This window comes from Aequorivita sp. KMM 9714, from assembly GCF_011065475.1.
Classification (GTDB): domain Bacteria; phylum Bacteroidota; class Bacteroidia; order Flavobacteriales; family Flavobacteriaceae; genus Aequorivita; species Aequorivita sinensis.
Map to the genome: position 1 here is coordinate 167,997 of NZ_JAAGRO010000003.1, position 19,480 is coordinate 187,476.

At 35.5% G+C, this 19,480-nt stretch carries 17 protein-coding genes; 7 read left to right on the forward strand and 10 right to left on the reverse strand.

Annotated elements, in window-relative coordinates; translation table 11 throughout:
• Positions 1-6: 6 nt before the first annotated feature.
• The 4 genes from G3A46_RS09545 to G3A46_RS09560 all read right to left on the reverse strand — a co-directional run bounded on the left by G3A46_RS09545 (position 7) and on the right by G3A46_RS09560 (position 3,262).
• Complete coding sequence (locus G3A46_RS09545) at positions 7-543, reverse strand: DUF4136 domain-containing protein (RefSeq protein WP_165149264.1); 537 nt, start codon at positions 541-543, stop codon at positions 7-9.
• Positions 544-555: 12 nt separating this feature from the next.
• Positions 556-2,538: a urocanate hydratase gene (locus tag G3A46_RS09550; protein WP_165149266.1), complete on the reverse strand. Its 1,983-nt coding sequence runs from the start codon at positions 2,536-2,538 to the stop codon at positions 556-558.
• A 77-nt stretch (positions 2,539-2,615) separates the two neighbouring features.
• Positions 2,616-2,993, reverse strand: coding sequence for a GxxExxY protein (locus G3A46_RS09555; RefSeq protein ID WP_165149268.1), 378 nt, complete (start codon positions 2,991-2,993; stop codon positions 2,616-2,618).
• Positions 2,994-3,070: 77 nt separating this feature from the next.
• Positions 3,071-3,262, reverse strand: a complete 192-nt coding sequence (locus G3A46_RS09560) for a DUF5522 domain-containing protein (RefSeq protein ID WP_165149503.1) — start codon at positions 3,260-3,262, stop codon at positions 3,071-3,073.
• Positions 3,263-3,362: 100 nt separating this feature from the next.
• Here G3A46_RS09560 and era point away from each other — a divergent pair, with 100 nt between their 5' ends.
• Positions 3,363-4,250, forward strand: a complete 888-nt coding sequence (era, locus tag G3A46_RS09565) for a GTPase Era (RefSeq protein ID WP_165149270.1) — start codon at positions 3,363-3,365, stop codon at positions 4,248-4,250.
• Entirely contained in the window at positions 4,250-5,038 is a 789-nt protein-coding gene (locus G3A46_RS09570; RefSeq protein WP_165149272.1) for a M90 family metallopeptidase, read from the forward strand. The genes era and G3A46_RS09570 overlap by 1 nt, the downstream gene beginning before the upstream one ends.
• Before the next feature lie 45 nt (positions 5,039-5,083).
• Here G3A46_RS09570 and G3A46_RS09575 read toward each other — a convergent pair whose 3' ends face one another.
• Entirely contained in the window at positions 5,084-5,575 is a 492-nt protein-coding gene (locus G3A46_RS09575; RefSeq protein ID WP_165149274.1) for a GTP-binding protein, read from the reverse strand.
• A gap of 242 nt (positions 5,576-5,817) precedes the next feature.
• On the opposite strand from G3A46_RS09575, the gene der reads away from it, so the two are divergent.
• Positions 5,818-7,125, forward strand: coding sequence for a ribosome biogenesis GTPase Der (gene der, locus G3A46_RS09580; RefSeq protein WP_139856008.1), 1,308 nt, complete (start codon positions 5,818-5,820; stop codon positions 7,123-7,125).
• A 40-nt stretch (positions 7,126-7,165) separates the two neighbouring features.
• Here the strand turns inward: der and G3A46_RS09585 are convergent, their stop codons facing one another.
• Both G3A46_RS09585 and lysS read right to left on the reverse strand, forming a co-directional pair.
• The gene (locus G3A46_RS09585) at positions 7,166-7,822 is read right to left on the reverse strand and encodes a hypothetical protein (protein ID WP_165149276.1); all 657 of its coding nucleotides are present in this window, start codon (positions 7,820-7,822) and stop codon (positions 7,166-7,168) included.
• A 106-nt stretch (positions 7,823-7,928) separates the two neighbouring features.
• On the reverse strand, positions 7,929-9,620 hold the full coding sequence (gene lysS / locus G3A46_RS09590) for a lysine--tRNA ligase (RefSeq protein ID WP_165149277.1): 1,692 nt from the start codon (positions 9,618-9,620) through the stop codon (positions 7,929-7,931).
• 216 nt (positions 9,621-9,836) lie between these two features.
• Here lysS and G3A46_RS09595 point away from each other — a divergent pair, with 216 nt between their 5' ends.
• From G3A46_RS09595 to G3A46_RS09605, 3 genes are all read left to right on the forward strand, one after another.
• A complete protein-coding gene (locus tag G3A46_RS09595) occupies positions 9,837-9,995 on the forward strand; it encodes a YqaE/Pmp3 family membrane protein (protein ID WP_165149278.1) in 159 nt (52 codons plus the stop codon).
• Between the two features lie 6 nt (positions 9,996-10,001).
• Positions 10,002-10,742 carry a hypothetical protein gene (locus tag G3A46_RS09600; protein WP_165149279.1) on the forward strand — a complete coding sequence of 247 codons (741 nt, stop codon included), beginning with the start codon at positions 10,002-10,004 and terminating at the stop codon, positions 10,740-10,742.
• A gap of 150 nt (positions 10,743-10,892) precedes the next feature.
• Positions 10,893-11,432 carry a hypothetical protein gene (locus G3A46_RS09605; protein WP_165149281.1) on the forward strand — a complete coding sequence of 180 codons (540 nt, stop codon included), beginning with the start codon at positions 10,893-10,895 and terminating at the stop codon, positions 11,430-11,432.
• A 97-nt stretch (positions 11,433-11,529) separates the two neighbouring features.
• Here G3A46_RS09605 and G3A46_RS09610 read toward each other — a convergent pair whose 3' ends face one another.
• From G3A46_RS09610 to G3A46_RS09620, 3 genes are all read right to left on the reverse strand, one after another.
• Positions 11,530-13,803, reverse strand: coding sequence for a reprolysin-like metallopeptidase (locus tag G3A46_RS09610; RefSeq protein WP_165149283.1), 2,274 nt, complete (start codon positions 13,801-13,803; stop codon positions 11,530-11,532).
• A 235-nt stretch (positions 13,804-14,038) separates the two neighbouring features.
• On the reverse strand, positions 14,039-16,480 hold the full coding sequence (locus G3A46_RS09615) for a hypothetical protein (protein WP_165149285.1): 2,442 nt from the start codon (positions 16,478-16,480) through the stop codon (positions 14,039-14,041).
• Positions 16,481-16,594: 114 nt separating this feature from the next.
• The gene (locus tag G3A46_RS09620; RefSeq protein ID WP_165149505.1) at positions 16,595-17,194 is read right to left on the reverse strand and encodes a ribonuclease HII; all 600 of its coding nucleotides are present in this window, start codon (positions 17,192-17,194) and stop codon (positions 16,595-16,597) included.
• Positions 17,195-17,401: 207 nt separating this feature from the next.
• On the opposite strand from G3A46_RS09620, the gene G3A46_RS09625 reads away from it, so the two are divergent.
• Positions 17,402-19,285, forward strand: a complete 1,884-nt coding sequence (locus G3A46_RS09625; protein ID WP_165149287.1) for a putative porin — start codon at positions 17,402-17,404, stop codon at positions 19,283-19,285.
• The last annotated feature ends 195 nt before the right edge of the window (positions 19,286-19,480 follow it).

Consider the following 19,480-nt stretch of genomic DNA (forward strand, 5'->3'; position numbering starts at 1 on the left):
GTTGCGTTATTTCTTCAATCCTGGTGGATATTCAGCTAAGATTTTAGCTACAATCTCGCGAATCCTTTCTTCTTTCTTTTCCATATTGCTAGTCACTAAATCTGCATTTCCCATTCCTTGCCAAACCAGATTGTTAGTTTTTGCATCTATTAAATCTATAAAAAGTGTGCCTTCAGTAGTGCGTGAAACGCTACTTCCACCATAGTATGTTCCGTAGTACCACGGGCTCCATCCCCAACCGTAGCCAAAGTTGTTGTTGTAAACATCAACACGCTCGCGTTCTTTAGTAAAAATACTTACAAGTAAGTCTGGAGTTTCAGATTTCGACATTCCTTTTGCACTTAGGTTTGCATCAATAGCACGAAGGATTCGTTTTTTATCTAAGTCGCTTATTTTAGCCTTGTCTATTCCAGGCTTATAAAAAGCAAAAGATCGGTATTGATTAAAATTTGCTTCTTTATCGTAATCAGTTGCTACACGAACGGTGGAGCAGGAAGTGAAAACGAAAAGCAGCAACAGCGGTAAAAATTTAAGTGCTTTCATAGATTTTATTTTTTAGGTGAATAAACTATCGTCAACGAAATTTGGAAGCGTAACTTTTAGGTTTGGATTGTTGTCCATTGCGCGTTTAATAGCGAAAACTGCTTCGTTATTTCTTGCCCAGCTACGTCTTGATATTCCATTGTTTACATCCCAGAAAAGCATGTTTTCAAGTCGTCGTTGTGCGTCATTAGTACCATCAAGAACCATTCCGAAACCTCCGTTTATAACTTCACCCCAGCCAACGCCACCGCCGTTGTGTATGCTTACCCAAGTAGCACCTCTAAAACTATCGCCAATAACATTTTGAATAGCCATATCTGCAGTAAACCTACTTCCGTCGTAAATATTAGAGGTTTCACGGTAAGGAGAATCTGTTCCGGATACATCGTGATGGTCGCGACCTAAAACAACAGGTCCGATTTTTCCTTCAGAAATAGCTTTGTTAAATGCTGAAGCTATTTGGATTCTTCCATCGGCATCGGCGTAAAGGATACGTGCTTGAGAGCCAACAACAAGTTTATTTTGCTGAGCTCCTTTAATCCATGTGATGTTATCTTGCATTTGCTGTTGGATTTCTTTTGGGGAATTTTTCATCAATTCCTCAAGAACTTCACAGGCAATTTCATCGGTTTTTTGTAAATCTTCTGCTTTTCCTGAAGCACAAACCCAACGGAAAGGTCCGAAACCAAAGTCGAAACACATTGGTCCCATAATATCTTGAACGTATGAAGGGTATCTAAATTCTTTTCCTTTTTCATCAGAAAGCACATCGGCACCGGCACGCGAAGCTTCTAGTAAGAATGCATTTCCGTAATCGAAGAAATACGTTCCTTTTTCAGTGTGTTTGTTAATAGCTGCAACTTGGCGGCGTAAACTTCTCTGAACTTCCTTTTTGAATTGCTCAGGGTTGTTGGCCATCATATCGTTGGCTTCCTCGTATGTCAACCCAACAGGGTAATAACCTCCTGCCCACGGATTGTGAAGTGAGGTTTGATCACTTCCTAAATCAATTTTAATATTTTCTTCTGCAAACTTTTCCCAAACTTCAACCACGTTTCCGTCGAAGGCAATAGAAACTGTTTCTTTATTAGCAGTAGCTTCTTTTACACGTTTTGAAAGTTCGTCTAAATCTGAAATAACTTCATCTACCCAACCTTGAGAATGTCTGGTTTCTGTGGCTTTTTTATTTACTTCGGCACAAACGGTAACGCATCCTGCAATATTCCCAGCTTTTGGTTGAGCACCGCTCATTCCTCCTAAACCAGAGGTTACAAATAATCCGCCTTGAGTTGCCTTTTTAATTTTTCTAAACCCATTAAGAACCGTAATTGTAGTTCCGTGCACAATTCCTTGTGGGCCAATGTACATATAGCTTCCCGCCGTCATCTGTCCGTATTGGGTAACCCCAAGCGCGTTGAACTTCTCCCAGTCGTCCGGTTTTGAGTAATTAGGAATCATCATTCCGTTGGTAACGACAACTCTTGGAGCGTTTTTGTGCGAAGGGAAAAGTCCCATAGGATGTCCAGAATAAACAGCTAATGTCTGCTCATCGGTCATTTCCGATAGGTATTTCATCGTTAATAAATACTGCGCCCAGTTTTGGAAAACAGCACCGTTTCCTCCGTAGGTAATAAGTTCGTGTGGGTGTTGCGCTACAGCATAATCCAAGTTGTTTTGAATCATTAGCATAATAGCTTTTGCTTGCTCACTCTTTCCTGGATATTCCTCGATAGGGCGTGCGTACATTTTATAATCTGGACGGAAACGATACATATAAATACGTCCGTACTTTTCCAATTCCTCACGAAACTCAGGTAGGAGTGTGGCGTGATGTTTCGGTTCAAAATAACGAAGCGCATTGCGTAAAGCTAATTCCTTTTCTTCGTCAGTTAGAATTTCTTTTCGCTTTGGCGCGTGATTAATAGACGGGTCGTAGGCCTTCTTTTCTGGTAAAACAGAAGGAATTCCTTGTTGTATTTGTTCTTTAAAGTTCATTATTTAATATGTTTTCTGTGATACGTCTGTAGCTTTACAGCGAAAATGTTAACCGCAAAGGCGCAGAGCTCGCAGAGTTATAAGTTATTTGCAATTCTTTTAAGTCCATCAATTAATTTCACAGAATTAAAATTGATTAAGAGACCAAGCTTTAATTCTTTTAATTTTAAATAGGTTAATAATTGAGCTGTATGGATTGATGCTAATGCATCTACAGATTTTATTTCAATTATAACTTTGTTATTTACAATCATATCAATTCTGTATCCTGCGTTAAGTTTAATATCTTTATAAACTACAGGTAAAGCTACTTGTTGTTTCACTTTCAAACCTAATAATTTTAATTCATGAGCTAAACAGATTTCATAGGTACTCTCAAGAAGTCCAGGTCCGAGTTGTTTATGAACTTCTATACAAGCACCGATAATTTTTGAAGAAATCTCGTTTTCAGTCATGTTGTATATTTTTCTTTGCGTCCTCTGCGACTCTGCGGTGCGAGGTTTCACGCAATGGTATAGAGTATGCAAAGTTTTTATTGACGCTTTATATTTTTCTTACCTACCCGCGAAGTGGAAGGGTCAAACCCATACGGACAATGGCGACATCCACTTTGACAGCAATACCCACGTTTTAAATGATATTGTTCGGTAAAACATTTATATCCTTCAGGAGTAAGGTAGTAATCACCTTCTTCTAGTTCTATTTTTTTCTTTGGAAATAACATATTACAAAAGTACGGATTTCGATGATGAATTTTTAAAAATGAATTGTAATCCATCCATTCAATAATTAAGCTTTAAATTTGCAATACTAATACTACAGTAATGACAAAACATAAAGCCGGATTCGTAAATATAATAGGAAACCCTAACGTGGGCAAAAGTACATTAATGAACGCTTTTGTGGGCGAGCGACTTTCAATTATTACTTCTAAAGCGCAAACCACCCGTCACCGTATTTTAGGGATTGTAAACGGGGATGACTTTCAAGTGCTATTGAGCGACACCCCAGGAATTATAAAACCTGCTTATCAGTTGCAGGAAAGTATGATGGATTTTGTGAAATCTGCTTTTGAAGATGCCGACGTATTATTGTATTTGGTAGAATTAGGTGAAAAGGAGCTTAAAGATGAAGCTTTCTTTAATAAAATTAAAAACGCCAAGATTCCCGTATTACTTCTTATAAATAAAATCGACCAAGGTAATGAAGAGCTGCTTACTGAAGCCCTTCAGCTTTGGCAAGAAAAAGTACCAAATGCCGAGATTTTTGCTATTTCAGCCCTTCAGAATTTTGGAGTTCCTGAAGTATTTAATCGAATCATCGAATTACTTCCCGAATCACCAGCTTTCTATCCAAAAGATCAGCTAACAGATAAGCCCGAGCGCTTTTTTGTAAACGAAGCTATTCGCGAGAAAATATTGATTCACTACAAGAAAGAAATTCCATATTCTGTAGAAATTGATACAGAAGAGTTTTTTGAAGATGACAACATAATCCGAATTCGCAGTGTGATTATGGTTGAACGCGATACCCAAAAAGGGATTATTATTGGTCATAAAGGTTCGGCCTTAAAACGAGTAGGGATAGAAGCAAGAAAGGATCTAGAGAAATTCTTCGGAAAACAAATTCACCTTGAATTATATGTGAAAGTGAATAAAAATTGGCGTAGCGACGAGAGACAATTACGCCGATTTGGGTATAATAACAAGTAATGATTTATGTAATTCTCTTTATTGCATTAGTGGCGTTTGCGTTTTATGCTTTTACACAAAACAAAAAACGTCCAGTTAAACCATTTCCTGAGGAATGGAAACCGCTATTGAAGGAGAATGTACTTTTTTACAGAAATCTTTCTGAATCTGAACAAAAAAGGTTTCGGGAGCGAATGATGCTTTTTTTAAGCGAAGTTTATATTGAAGCCGTTAATACAGATTTAGAGGAATTGGATAAAGTGCTAATTGCTGCAAGTTCTGTAATTCCTGTTTTTGGTTTTAAAGAATGGCATTATAACAATTTAAGCGGGATTATTCTTTACCCAGATAATTTCAACGACGAACTTGTGTTTGAAACTAATGGTGAAAAGCGTATTATCGCCGGCCTTGTTGGTTCGGGAAGATTTGAAAAACAAATGATTCTTTCTAAAAAAGCACTGCATCACGGTTTTAAGAATGAAACTGATAAAGGAAATACATCGGTTCACGAATTTGTTCACCTTATCGATAAAATGGATGGGGAAGCAGATGGTGTGCCTGAGCGACTACTACAACGACAATATATTACTCCTTGGTTGAAATTAATGCACGAGGAAATGGAAGCCATAAATAATAATCAATCTGATATTCGGGCCTATGGCGGAACTAGTGAAGTAGAATTCTTAGCAGTGGCTTCAGAATATTTTTTTGAGCGGCCAGCGCTTTTTAAAAGAAAACATCCTGAACTATATGAAATGCTAGAAAAATGTTTTCAGCAAAACCCAGCGAAGAAAAAGTCTAAAAAGTGAAGCTTAAAAAATGTTTCTACTTTATTGGAAAGGATTACTCGTCTGCTATTTAGAATTTAAAACCTCATTCATAAAATCATAGAGCTCTCGCATTCCCGGCTTTCCTTTTTTCTTTCCTATACTTCCAGCTAAATAGAGCATGAACCAGATAAATACCAATGCTACCGCTATCCCGATTTGAAGAGCTATAGGGTTTCCTAAATTATGGTTGGAATAAAGCCAGATTAAATCTACCATAAACAATATCCCTACTACCACGTGAAAAAACATAAACATAGTCCATACCGTTGGATTTGGTCCAAAGAAACCGTGAAGGGTACTAGTGTTTTCGGATTCAGAAATTTCTAAATGAAGTTGTGGAGACCAAAAATGCTGCTCGTTTTTTGGAAGTTTTATGAAAATATGATCGTCTATACAAGATATGTGAAACCTTTCTTGTGCGTTTTTTGCTTCTGAGAATTTGCCAAGTATTTGTGAGTGTGGTTGTTCTAACTCGATTTTAAACCGCGGTCTTAAAACTATTTCATTCGGAAGCATAATTCACTCTTGTACTTTTAATAATTTAATAGAAGATTCAGCATTCTATAAACCTTGTCTTAAACCTGAAAGTTTTCTGATTTTTGAGGCGTTTTTTAACTTATAAAACCCTTTTATCCTTCGTCTTAAGTGTTACAGTTTTACGTGATATTAAAATATCAAATAGTAACTATTTTTTTATAAGCGGTTAAAATAGTATTTTTTGTGCGAACTAAAACCTATTTTTGCACCCTAAATTTAAGATTATGAGCATTGTTGCCATAGTGGGGAGACCAAATGTTGGGAAATCCACTTTTTTTAACAGATTAATTCAGCGTAGAGAGGCTATAGTTGATGCTGTGAGCGGTGTTACTCGCGACCGTCATTATGGAAAGAGCGATTGGAATGGAAAAGAGTTTTCGCTAATAGACACTGGTGGTTATGTAAAAGGGAGCGATGATATTTTTGAAGCTGAAATTGATAAACAAGTAGAGTTAGCTATAGATGAAGCCGATGCAATTATCTTTATGGTAGATGTAGAAAGTGGCGTTACAGGTATGGATCAAGAAGTTGCAAAACTGCTTAGACGATCAAAAAAACCTATATTTCTAGCTATTAATAAAGTTGACGGTGCTTCACGTGTGAATGCCGCATTAGAGTTTTATTCCTTAGGATTTGAATATCAATACAACCTATCTAGTATAAATGGAAGTGGTACAGGAGATCTTTTGGATGATCTTGTAAAAGCATTACCTGATACTGATGAACCAGATGATAGTGAGTTACCGCGATTTGCTGTTGTTGGTCGCCCGAATGCCGGGAAATCATCGTTTATTAATGCACTTATTGGGGAAGATAGATATATCGTAACAGATATTGCAGGTACAACTCGTGATAGTATAGATACAAAATACAACCGTTTTGGTTTTGAGTTTAACTTAGTTGATACTGCGGGAATTCGTAAGAAGAGCAAGGTAAAAGAAGACTTAGAGTTTTATTCTGTAATGCGAAGTGTTCGTGCTATCGAGCATTGCGATGTTATTATTCTTGTATTTGATGCCACAAGAGGATTTGACGGCCAAGTTGAAAATATCTTTTGGTTAGCACAGCGAAACAATAAGGGTATTGTGATTCTTGCTAACAAATGGGATTTAGTTGAAGATAAAGACACTAGTAGTGTTAAGGATTACGAAAAGTATATCCGTCAGCAAATAGAACCTTTTGTAGATGTGCCGATTGTGTTTATTTCAGTACTTACAAAACAACGAATTTACAAGGCTATTGAAACAGCTGTTGAGGTTTACAATAACCGAAGCAAAAAAATTAAAACTAGCGAGCTAAACGAGGTTATGCTGCCGATAATTCAGAATTATCCGCCACCAGCATACAAAGCAAAATATGTAAAAATTAAGTTCTGTATGCAATTGCCTACTCCATATCCTAGTTTTGTTTTCTTCTGTAATCTGCCGCAGTATGTAAAAGATCCATACAAGCGCTTTATAGAAAATAAACTTCGAGAAAATTTCGACTTTAATGGAGTGCCAATTACTATTTACTTCAGAAAGAAATAATATTCTTTTTAAAAGAAATCAATTACAAATAAGGGTTTGCTCAAGTAGAGTGAACCTTTATTTTTTTATCTAGTTTTAATCGCAAACGACTGAAGAACTTAAGAGAAAATTGAAAAATAGGGCTTAATAGGAAGGTGTAGATAAAAGTCACCCAAAAAACAGGTCCTCCTAAGAAATACCCTATAACTAGTACAATACTTTCTACCAAGATTCTAGCTTTGCTAATAGACCATCGCAAGCGTTCAGATATTGATAGCATAAAGCCGTCTCGCGGTCCTGCGCCAACTCCGCCAGAAACATATAAACCGCCTCCTATTCCTATAAGTACAATCCCTACTAATAGAATTAAATAATCTGTCCAAGTGTTACTTGCGTTAGGTAAAATATCTAGCCATAAAAAGAAATCCATTATGGGGCCAATTAACAAGGCATTTAAAAATGTACCGATGTTTACGTATTTCTTACTGACTACGAGTGATACCCCAATTAAAGCTAAACCTACAATAATACTCCAAGTTCCAATAGTTAGCCCGAGTTGATCGTAAAGGGCTACGTTTAACACATCCCAGGGGTGTAAACCTAGGTACTGAACTTTAATTGAAAAAGCAGCACCAAGACCAAAGCATACTAAGCCGCTAAAGTAAAATACATAGCGGATGATGTTTTGTAGGGGAGTAGCTTTAGGTTGTTCTTTCATATTGAATTACTAATAGAAAAGTGTAGACTTGTAGTTTAAATTGCTGAAATAAAAAAGGGATGCATCCAAAATGGAGCCTCCCTTTTATAAAATTTCAAATTTTGATTTATAGTAAAGAAACAGTCAAACCTGCGTCTGTTTTTTCAACTTTTGCAATCTTACTTTTTGTAAGACCTTTAATGGTTTTGTCCCATTTCTTATTGCTTAAACCACTTTGTGTTTTAAGTTCTTCTAGGTCAATTGGAGAATTAGCTTTTAAAAGATTGAAAACAGCTTTTTCATCTTCGCTCATTTCAACTTTCTTTTTCTCTGGACGCATTTGCGGGAAGAAAAGAACTTCTTGAATTGAAGCATTATTTGTTAAAAACATAATCAATCGGTCCATACCAATTCCCATTCCACTTGTAGGAGGCATTCCGTATTCAAGAGCTCTTAAGAAGTCGAAGTCTATAAATGCTGTTGCTTCATCGTCACCTCTATCGGCAAGTTTTAATTGTGCTTCAAAACGTTCGCGTTGGTCAATAGGGTCGTTAAGCTCGCTATAAGCATTTGCAATTTCTTTCCCACAAACCATTAATTCAAAACGTTCAGTTAGTTCTGGATTATCGCGGTGTTCTTTACACAACGGGCTCATTTCTTTAGGGTAATCTGTAATGAAAGTTGGCTGTATAAAGTTGCCTTCACATTTTTCACCAAAAATCTCATCGATTAATTTACCTTTCCCCATAGTGTTATCTACTGGTACATCTAGGTCTATTGCAGCCTTACGAATTTCATCTTCAGTTTTTCCAGTAATATCAAACCCTGTGAATTTTTTAATAGCATCTGCCATTGTAACTCTTGGGTAAGGTGCTTTAAAGTCGATTTTATGTTCTCCGAAAGTAGCTTCAGTTGTGCCATTAACTTCCATAGCACAGTGCTCTAGCAATTGCTCACAGAAGTCCATCATCCAGTTGTAGTCTTTGTAGGAAACATAAATTTCCATTGCAGTAAACTCTGGATTATGCGTTCTGTCCATCCCTTCATTTCTGAAGTTTTTTGAGAATTCATACACTCCGTCAAAACCACCTACAATCAATCTTTTTAGGTATAATTCGTTTGCAATTCGCATATATAAAGGAATGTCAAGCGAATTGTGATGCGTTACGAAAGGTCTCGCAGCAGCACCACCTGGAATAGGTTGTAAGATTGGAGTTTCAACTTCAAAATAACCACGCTTATTAAAGAAATCACGCATAGCATTAAAAAGCTTAGTGCGTTTTATAAAAATTTCCTTCACGTGTGGGTTTACAACTAAGTCGGCGTAACGTTGGCGGTAACGTTGCTCTGGATCGGTAAAGGCATCGTGTACTTTACCATCAGCATCAATACGAGGTTGAGGTAGTGGTTTTAAAGCCTTGCTTAAAAGAGTGAAATCTTTTACCATTATGGTTTTTTCACCAACTTGAGTTTTAAAAAGCTCGCCTTCAATTCCGATAAAGTCACCTATATCTAATAATTTTTTATAAACGTCATTGTAAAGCGTTTTGTCTTCGCCTGTACAAATTTCATCTCTGTTAAAATATACTTGAATACGACCTTCGGCGTCTTGAAGCTCAGCGAAGGATGCTTTTCCTTGAATTCGTCTAGACATAAGTCTTCCAGCAACAACTACCTTCTTACCTTCTTCAAAGTTTTCCTTTATCTTTTTAGAGGTTTCGGTAACTGGATATAGTTCTGCAGGGTAAGGGTTGATTCCCATTTCTCGCAGCTGCTTTAATTTGTCTCTACGGATGATTTCTAGTTCAGAAAGTTGCATATATTTTATGTAAAAAATGAATTTGCAAAGATAGGGAAATGAAATGTGAAATAAGAGAAGAGAATTGTCAAATGAAAAGTGATATTTTGAAGGTTTTATTTGTTGTGATTATTTCTAATAAAATGAAATGTATTGGGTGAGATTTCAACGAATTTTAGGACAAACGAATTCGAATTAATGTAAATTTCATTATTAAAAAAAACGTAGATTTGTTTTATGAGTTTTTGGAGAGTCTTACTTGCAATTATTTTTCCACCACTATCAATTATAGACAAAGGATGTGGATCTGTTTTAATAGTTTTGATACTAACCCTTTTGGGTTGGATTCCAGGTGTGATAGCTGCCTTAATTATATTAAACAATCCTAATAAATAAACACTTATGAAAAAATTAATTATTCTAGGACTGTTAGCTATCTCATTTGTGAGTTGTCAATTTTCAGAAACCCTTGTTATGAACGAAGATGGTTCTGGAAATTTAAGCGTTGAAGTTAATCTTAGTGAAATGATGGCTTTTAGTGCTGGAGCAATGGGGGATTCGGTGCCTGTAAAACTTGATACTATAGTATATATAAAACAATTTTTGGAGGAGAAAAAAGATAGTATAGCTACGCTTTCAGCTTCTGAACAAAAAAAATTAAAAGCCTTAGAAAACTATAACATTGGAATTAAAATAGATTCTGATGCATCTGAAATGGTTTATAATATAGCTACTAATTTTAAAGATATAAGTGAGGCAAATAATATTCACGAGGGCTTAGGCCAGGTGGGGAATATGGCGCCAAACTTAAATTCAAATTCTTCGGAAGAAAAGAAAAAAGAATCTTCAGAAGAGAGTATTGGTGTGCTTTACACCTTTAATAATGGTGTGTTTAAGCGCGACGCCTATATTAAAGATGAAGCAAGTCATAAAAAAGAAGTAGATAGTTTAAAAAATACCGAAGCATTTTTAAGTAGTTCTAAGTACACGTTGAACTACACTTTTCCTAGGAAAATTAAAAAAGCTTCAAACCCTAAAGCAACTTTTTCAGCAGATCAAAAAACAGTGATTTTAAAAGAGTCTTTTATAGAATACTTTAAAAATCCAGACTTATTGGATTTGGAAATAGAATTGGAAAAGTAAGCCCTTAGCAATACTTCATGCTGTTTTTTTGGAAGCTGTCATATACAGCCTTAATACTTTTGTCCTTAATATTTGGTTTGGTATTTGTATATTTCAAGTATAGAAATTTTACAATAAATAAATCCATACACTAACCTTAAACTATTTAATATGAAATTACTAATATACATGCTGCCTTTATTAATGGTTGGCGCTTGTAAAACAACACAAAACAATTCGGTTATTACCAACACAAATACAATGGAAGAGACTATAAACAAGAATACTGGTTGTCCTAACGATGGTACTTGTGGTATTGAAGTATATAAGAATAAAAAGTTGACTATTCTGGACGACGGCACTGGTTCCTTATACCCTGAAATGATAGAAGGAGATGCGATGGTGGTTGAATATACGTATTTTAGAAAGGGGCCTGAGGGAACTGTAGATGGAAATTATTCTGAAACTATTCACTTTGAAATTCCGCAAACAGCTGCAAATCTTAAAAAGGAAAATGCGGCTTTAGCTGATGTAAACCTATATTATGGAAAACATTGTTTCTGTAAAGGAGAAGCGGGGTATTACCCAGTAACAGATGGAAAACTATTAGTTGATGTTAGCGAAGAAGGGCTTGTATTTGATTTGGTTTTCAATGTAAATAAAACCTCTCAGGTAGTAAGACATATTTCTGAAATGATAAAGTTCGAATAAATCTTACGTTTACTTTAATATAGAATATCTATAAAATTAAAATGGCCGTCTAAATTTAGACGGCCATTTTTTATGGTGTAAAAAGCTTAATTAAGAATTAATTTTTCATCAATTTCTTAGTAGCAGTTTTGTTTCCGTTTTTAACTACTAGGAAGTACATTCCACTATCAATATAGTTGTAGTCTAATTGCTTGTTAAATACTCCAGAAGTATTAACATCGTCATAGATAAACTGATTGATAATTCTACCTCTTAAGTCGTAAAGCGATACTTCAATGTTTTCACTAGAATCAGGAGTAAAACTTAAGTTGAATACTCCACTAGATGGGTTAGGGTATACAGAGAAGTTCTCGAATGAGAAGTCTTCAGTACCTACAGTACCTTCTACGATAATTTTAGTATCGTTAATAGAGTAGAAGATATTGTCAGAAGCCATTACCATTACTCTACCATTGTTTGTGTTTACGTTAGGTACGTTGATAGTTGCGCTTCCTGTGTTAGGTACATTAAGAGCAATAGTAATTGGGTAAGTAAAGCCACCATCAGTTGAGAATTTAATATCAACATTAGAGCAGTTTACTGGAGCCGCATCACTATTTGCAACATCCCAAGTAATAACTTCAGTACTTTGTGTAGTCCAAGTAATTGGGTTGTTAGGGTCTGACTGAGAAGTTACTTTAAATGGTCCACTATTTTCATCAACAGTAACGAAAGTGTTGTCGCTTGCTGTAGCACCACCACCTGCAGCGTTGTCTCTAACTGTATATCTAAAGTTCATATTTCTACCTACAGCAGGAACTGCTTCCCATCTGTTTGATGTTGGAGGGTTGTTTCCACCAAGGTCACCAACAAGAACAAAATTAATTCTTGGCATATATCTGTTAGGTGAATCTGAAGGCTCTTCCGATCTGAATGCTGGTCCGCCAGTAGAAGTGTTTCTTGGTGGCATAGGAGCAATTTCAGTATTCATTTGTTCCCAAGTATGAGTAAGAGCATCGCCATCAGGATCTGAAGCCGTACCCATTAATATAAATGGAGTAGATTTTGGAATTGTACGTCCAGGACCTGCATCAGCTACAGGAGGTTGGTTTCCTGTTGGTGTTTGAACACCACACTGGCCAATACCTGCAGAAATATTTATCCACATTTCTTGGATACTTCTTGCATGGAAATAATCGTCACTTCTACTTTGTACGTTAGGGTTACAAATACCAGCGTATGCCATAATTGTAGATCCACTACCTGGTTCTACAGCAGTACCGTTGTTACGGTTACCACCACAAGCGTTGTTGAAAGTATGGTTAGCACCATATTGGTGACCCATTTCGTGTGATACATAATCAACATCGTAAGCATCTCCTTTTGGGCTACTTGTACCAGTTACACCACGAGCTTTGTTAGCCGTACAAGGAGATCTTAGCTGAGCTAAACCACCAGCACCTGTACTAAAAGTATGTCCGATATCGTAATTTGCAGGACCAATTTGAGCATCAATTACAGACTGACTTTGGTTGATAAGCGTTCCTGCATTATTATTTGTAAATGGATCGCTTGCAGGATCTAAATAAATAATGTCAGTATTGTTTTGTACTAGAATCATCGTAAGAGATAAATCTCTTTCGTAAATACCATTAACACGTGTCATTGTTACGTTTATAGCAGCAAGTACAGCGGCCTTTTTAACTTCGTCTGTAGCTGAAGCAGGTACCCCTTGATCATTTAAATGAAATTGAGAGTATTCACCTGTTGTAGCAACTGCCAGTCTATAAGTTCTTAACATACCATCATTGGCATTTCTTTCGTTATAATTTGGCTCTGGCCCAACAGCCTCTTCAACTAAACACTCAAAACTTTCTGGATTAGAAGGAAGTTGGTTTAGGTTGTAAGAAATATAAAAATCTTTGTTTTGTGTATATGGGTCGATGTAAACAGTAGAATGATTACCAGAAGAAATCATACCGTGTAACCCTAAGTCTGAAACACTAAAACGTGCTATTGCAGTTGGGTCGTCGATACCTTTTGCAGTGTACGAACGAATGTTTCTGTATCTGTCTTGTAATTCAGGAGACATAACTGAAGCTTCATATACGCGGAAGCTTTGAAGTTCACCATTATTTGAAGGTAGCTTTATAATTACATTTGAATTTCCAGTATTTCTAGCTGGAGCTTGTGCCAATGCAGATCTTAGCGATGGTGTATTTAATTTGTATAAGCTGTATTCTGCAGGCATAGTTCTGCGAAATTCTTTTTGCAGAGATTCTGTGTCTGTGTTGCGAGCTTTCGTCCACAACGAATTGTTCTGGGCACTTAATCCAAAGCTAAATAAAGCAATGATTAAAACCAGTAGTGGTTTAAAAGTACTTTTTTTCATTTTTAGGTATAATTTTTATGAATGTTTAGAATTGTAAATATAAGAAACCTTTAATAGATTTAAGGAAAATTTAAGAGGTTATGTGTTGAGTTTAGTAGATAAATATTGGTATTCAGCTCAAAACGACCTTTTATTCTCTACTTAAGTAATCCGATAATTATATGATTATAGCCTTATAATGCCTTAAGCGTTAAAAATTATCAGAGAAAAAACTGTAGAACTAACGTACTAATTTTTACATCGAATACATTATTACAGAATCTGCATCCCCTTTAACCACTAGGTTTGTAGTTCGTTTTCCTTGACTTAAACTCGCTTCTGAAGTTCCATAAACAGGAAACCCATTTTGAAGTTTTCCATTTTCATCAAAAACATAAACCTTTTTCTCTTGAGTTTCGGTTATGGTGGTGTAGTAACTTCTGTTTATCTTATAAAGCTGAGGTTGTGTGTAGATTCCCAAGGGTAATTCTGCTAGCTTGCCATTTATACGCAGTAAATTATCATCCAGAGTAGCCTTTGTATTTCCAGAAATAGTAAACCAATAATTAGCGCCAACATCTAGTTTTAAAGATGAAACTTTACCGTCTTGTGAGATTCTTTCTTTAGTGTTTTCCTTTGTAATTACCACAAAAGTGTTGTCTTCTTCGGCAATTGGAATATTTGAAAAATTGAATTTTTTAGAAACTGAAACTCTAGATTTCCCAACTCGACTTAAAATATTTAAACTACCGTTTTCTTCTGCAATTACGATATAATCCTTACTTCCCATTCTAATGTGAATTGGCGATTGTACAATCGAGCTTTTCGCCTTCTTAAAACCAAAGCCTGTAACAACTTTCGCATTTTTATCGTACATAAGCACTTCCTTGTCCTGGATAACTACAAAACGATAATTTCCATTGTTGTCGTAGTCAAACACTGAAAGTGGCTGTGTCACATCATCTTTAAACTTTATAGGAAACGATTTAGAATCTTTTCCATTTCTGTCTAATAGGTAGAAAGCATTCTTAGTGGTAAACGCAATGTGTTTGTTTCCTGAAATAGAAACTTCCTCTACTTCGCCGAGAATTGCAGAATCTAGGTTTTTTGTCCAAAGAATTTTCCCGCTTTCAGAAATGAAGTAAAGCTTATTCGTAATATCTTGTACTACAATTTTGCTTTCTCCATTCTTGGTTTTAACAAGTTTAGGTGCGTTTAAAATTGTGTTTTCAAGTTTTACATTGAATTTTTCTGAAACTTTTTCTGTAGACTTTTTTACATTTCCACCTACTTCTTTGCAGCTTAATGTAACGTGAGCGAAATTACGATCGTAGCTAAATTGTAAAGCTGCTAGTGGAAATTTTTCAAATGAAATATTCTTAAAAGTATTGTCATTTTGAAAAAACATAGATAGCGACTCAGATAATTCTCCTTGTAATTTTAAAACTAACAATGAAGAAGCGGTGCTTAAATCTACAATCGTGTTTTCAAAATATGATGTGTTTTTTAATGTGTTGTTGTTTTGATAATCACTGATAATCTGTTGTGCAGAAATTTCACTTTCTGTAAAAACGAAAAAATTATCTAACTGAAAAACATAGTTAGCTTTTTCAGAATTTATAAGCGGTGAAAATGTTTCTCTAAACAACTTTGGTTCGCTAAAACTTTTAATATCAACTTCTCGAAATGAACTTTTTGAAGTAACAAAGCGGGCTAATGCATCGCTAGTTAATAAGGCGTCAATGCTTTTTATGAAAATTGCAGATTCTTGTTTAAGTTCGATTATCCCTGCCTCACTTACCGACCCGAATATACCAGTGGTTTGTATAGGTTTTGTATCACCTTTATAATGGCGAATTTTTTCTTGAATACTTTCTGCGTCGTTAAAGGTAAAGCTTAAAGCACTTTTTGCATCCGAAGGGATTAACAGCGCAACGTCATTTTGTTGTGGTATCTGACCTTCAAAAATATTAAGCAGTTGAGGAATAGTGTCTGTAGCCATGCTTATTCCAGTTGCTGTAAAATTCTCTGAAGAAAAGGTAATGTCTAAAGCACTCCAAGATGTGAAATTTATTTTTGTTGAGTCATTTATAGCCTCTTTTTTGCCGCGAAGTAATGCTGTAAAGTCGTTTGAGGAAGGTAAATTAAACACCTTTTTAAAGGTAGCATCATGCTCGGTCTTCCCATTTAAAATATCCTGAATAATTTGTTGGGACGAAGAAACTACTAATACACTATCAATAATTGTTGAGTAGGCTGTGTTTTCATCAATTGAAACCCTTTGAAATGACTTTTTATCTAACGTTAAAGTTTCAACAGATTTGTTTTTAACAGAATCTAACTGAAATAGTTTATCTGTGTGTTTTGTAATAAAAGTATAAGCAGAAACAGAATCGTTAACTTTATTTATACTTAAAAGACTCTGCGAAGTTGGGTGAAGGTTTTTAAGGATTTTATCCTTTTTAGTGAAATAAGAATAGATCTCGGTGTTTTCAAACTTAGAAAGCAGTGCGCTATTTTCCATATCTGCCTGTAAGTTTTCGAAATTTGAGATCTTAAAAACTACAGCGGCATTTTCTGGAACAAAATCCATTAGTGTTCCTGTTTTTGAAGGTGAGTTATCACAACTTGCAAAAACTCCCAAAAGGATTGGGATGAAAAGTAAAACCGCGAATAAATTTCTATTAATTTTTCCCATAAAACAAAAATAGCAATGTAATGCAATCGTTTAGCATATTGTTTAAATAGTTTATTGACGGGTTGTCAACAGTTCTCCTCCGTAATTGGTCCACCTAATAATTAAGGAGGTAAATTATAAATCTAATAAAGTTGGGTCGGGTAGGAGTTTAAAGCTTTTCCTATGAAAAATTGAACTCCCTATTTCGCGAATAGCTTCCCGGTGTTCCTTGGTTGGATATCCTTTGTTTTTCTTCCAGTTATACTGCGGAAACTTTTCGTGGATTTCAAACATAAACTCATCGCGATAGGTTTTTGCTAAAATTGATGCTGCTGCAATATGCAAATATTTTCCATCTCCTTTTACTACACACTCAAATGGCGTATCGTTAAAAGGTTTAAACTTGTTTCCGTCAACCGCAATGAATTCAGGGGGTGTAGATAGACCTGCTATCGCTCGATGCATACCTAAAATAGAAGCATTTAGGATGTTTATTTTATCAATTTCATCCATCATAATATGTACTACAGAATAGCAAATAGCTTCTTTTTCAATAATAGCTCTTAGTTCTAATCGTTTCTTTTCTGAAAGTTGCTTGCTGTCTGTTAAAAAAGGATGCTGAAAATCGTTGGGAAGAATTACAGCTGCCGCCGTTACAGGTCCAGCCAAGCAGCCGCGGCCTGCCTCATCGGTGCCGCACTCTAGAAGATTGTTGTTTATTTTTAGTTTAAGCATACTAAATACAAATCTCATTAAATTTTAAAGAATCATCAAGTAAAGAAACGCCAATTAATAAAAATAAAACTAGAATTCTAAAAAGATAGTAACACTTGACGCTTGAAGCTGATAATTTAAATCGACAATTTGGGATTACATGTTTGAAATTTAGCCATTCGTATTCAATTAAAAATAAATTACCTTTGCCCAAAAGTTATCTCGAAGATGAAAAAACTCCTATTGCTACTTCTTATATTGTTCGCTTCGGGAACTGTGTATTCGCAAAATAACACTCCCAAAAAGGAGAAACCCCCAATAGATTTTTATAAAATCATTTCGCACGATAGAGATACTACTTATGTAGATACCACACTTAGTATTTATAAGAAATACAAATTCAATTATTTGCGAAGAGATAATTTTGAATTACTACAGTTTTCAAACGTCGGTCAAACATATAATTCACTAGCCTATTCCTTTGATAAATTAAACTTAAAGCCACTCTTTGCGGCGCAAGCGAGACATTTTAACTATAAGGAAATTGAAGAGGTAAACTATTATAATGTACCTACACCGTTTACCGATTTGTATTTTAAAACGGCTTACAATCAAGGGCAGCAATTAGATGCTTTTTTCACGGTAAATACCTCACCGCAGTTTAATTTTTCTATTGGTTATAAAGGAGTGCGATCGCTTGGGAAATATCAAAATATATTAACGAGTACAGGAAACTTTCTTTTTACTTCAAATTATCGAACAAAAAACAATCGATATGTTGTACGGGCTCACGTTGCAGCACAGGATTTAATGAATCAAGAAAATGGTGGTTTAACAGATAATTCACTGCGATTATTTATGAATGGTGATCCTGAGTTTAGCGACCGAGGTAGATTGGATGTAAATTTTGAAGATGCTGAAAACAAACTAGAAGGGCTTCGTTTTTACGCAGATCATTATTATGAACTACTCAGCCAGCGCGATAGTACAAATTATTCTGTTTTAACAATCGGAAATGTGTTAAGCTATGAGGATAAGTTTTTTGAATACAAGCAAGATAAACCTTTTAAGGCTTTTGGTCCGTCGTATGAAAACGCCGATTTGTACACAAAAACAAAGCTAGAAGATTTTAATGTAAAAGCTTACGCCGATTATAACAGTTCATTATTGGGGAAAATTACTGCTTGGGCAGGTTACAACGACTTTAATTATGGGTATAATTCGGTTTTAATTCTCGATGAAAATAGAATTACAAACAGGATTAAAGGAAATATTATAGAAGCTGGAGCAGCATACGAAAAGGAATATCGCGGGTTTAAATTATCCGGAAAAGGAGCAATTAATATGGCTGGAGATTTTGATGCAAATTACCTGCAAGCCGCTGCTTCATACGATTTGAATGAAGAGTACAATGCGAAGGCATCTTTAACAACTCACTCTGTAGCTCCAAATTTCAATTTTCAATTATATCAAAGTGATTACCAAAATTACAACTGGAAAACCAATTTGAATAATGTAAAAACGCAAGAGCTAAAGTTTGAAATAAACACCAAGAGGTTTGGAAATGCCTCTGTGAGCTATACGGGTATTGACGATTACACCTATTTTGGAATTAGAGAAAACGACAGTACTCCATCGCCAATACAAGCTTCTGAGCGTGTAGATTACCTTAAAATAAAAGCGCAAAAAGAATTTACATTTGGGGTTTTTGCTTTGGAAAACACAATAATGTATCAGCAGGTTTTTAATGGAGATAATGTGTTTAACGTGCCTCAATTAATTACTAGAAACTCACTATACTATCAAGACCATTGGTTTAAACGTGCATTGTTTATGCAAACAGGGGTTACGTTCAAGTATTTCACCGAGTATAATATGAATGCTTACGATCCTGTACTTGCTGAGTTTTACGTGCAGAACGATCAGAAACTGGGAGGATATCCATTGGTAGATGTATTCTTTAACGCTAAGATTAGACAAACTCGCATTTACTTCGTTTACGAAAACCTTACTTCATTATTTGGCGGGAATAACGATCACTTTGCCGCACCAAGACAACCTTATCGCGATGCTGTGTTGCGCTTTGGATTGGTTTGGAATTTCTTTTTATAGTTTCAGGACTTCGTTGCTGTTTTTCATTTGTGTTTTTTGAACATATTGAAATCAAGCTACTAGCGAAATATAAACTTCGATTGGCTTTCGATATAATTTGAGTGTTGAGATATTGCTTTGTAAAAATCCAATTTGTCCTTTAGCGGGCAAATCTTAAAAAATTAGGACATAAAAAAACCCTTGAATTTTCAAGGG

What these genes read in the sequence shown, in the direction of transcription:
- G3A46_RS09545 (WP_165149264.1), bottom strand. Translation starts at nt 543, where the DNA reads ATGAAAGCACTTAAATTTTTACCGCTGTTGCTGCTTTTCGTTTTCACT.
- G3A46_RS09550 (WP_165149266.1), bottom strand. Translation starts at nt 2,538, where the DNA reads ATGAACTTTAAAGAACAAATACAACAAGGAATTCCTTCTGTTTTACCA.
- G3A46_RS09555 (WP_165149268.1), bottom strand. Translation starts at nt 2,993, where the DNA reads ATGACTGAAAACGAGATTTCTTCAAAAATTATCGGTGCTTGTATAGAA.
- G3A46_RS09560 (WP_165149503.1), bottom strand. Translation starts at nt 3,262, where the DNA reads ATGTTATTTCCAAAGAAAAAAATAGAACTAGAAGAAGGTGATTACTAC.
- era (WP_165149270.1), top strand. Translation starts at nt 3,363, where the DNA reads ATGACAAAACATAAAGCCGGATTCGTAAATATAATAGGAAACCCTAAC.
- G3A46_RS09570 (WP_165149272.1), top strand. Translation starts at nt 4,250, where the DNA reads ATGATTTATGTAATTCTCTTTATTGCATTAGTGGCGTTTGCGTTTTAT.
- G3A46_RS09575 (WP_165149274.1), bottom strand. Translation starts at nt 5,575, where the DNA reads ATGCTTCCGAATGAAATAGTTTTAAGACCGCGGTTTAAAATCGAGTTA.
- G3A46_RS09585 (WP_165149276.1), bottom strand. Translation starts at nt 7,822, where the DNA reads ATGAAAGAACAACCTAAAGCTACTCCCCTACAAAACATCATCCGCTAT.
- lysS (WP_165149277.1), bottom strand. Translation starts at nt 9,620, where the DNA reads ATGCAACTTTCTGAACTAGAAATCATCCGTAGAGACAAATTAAAGCAG.
- G3A46_RS09595 (WP_165149278.1), top strand. Translation starts at nt 9,837, where the DNA reads ATGAGTTTTTGGAGAGTCTTACTTGCAATTATTTTTCCACCACTATCA.
- G3A46_RS09600 (WP_165149279.1), top strand. Translation starts at nt 10,002, where the DNA reads ATGAAAAAATTAATTATTCTAGGACTGTTAGCTATCTCATTTGTGAGT.
- G3A46_RS09605 (WP_165149281.1), top strand. Translation starts at nt 10,893, where the DNA reads ATGAAATTACTAATATACATGCTGCCTTTATTAATGGTTGGCGCTTGT.
- G3A46_RS09610 (WP_165149283.1), bottom strand. Translation starts at nt 13,803, where the DNA reads ATGAAAAAAAGTACTTTTAAACCACTACTGGTTTTAATCATTGCTTTA.
- G3A46_RS09615 (WP_165149285.1), bottom strand. Translation starts at nt 16,480, where the DNA reads ATGGGAAAAATTAATAGAAATTTATTCGCGGTTTTACTTTTCATCCCA.
- G3A46_RS09620 (WP_165149505.1), bottom strand. Translation starts at nt 17,194, where the DNA reads ATGCTTAAACTAAAAATAAACAACAATCTTCTAGAGTGCGGCACCGAT.
- G3A46_RS09625 (WP_165149287.1), top strand. Translation starts at nt 17,402, where the DNA reads ATGAAAAAACTCCTATTGCTACTTCTTATATTGTTCGCTTCGGGAACT.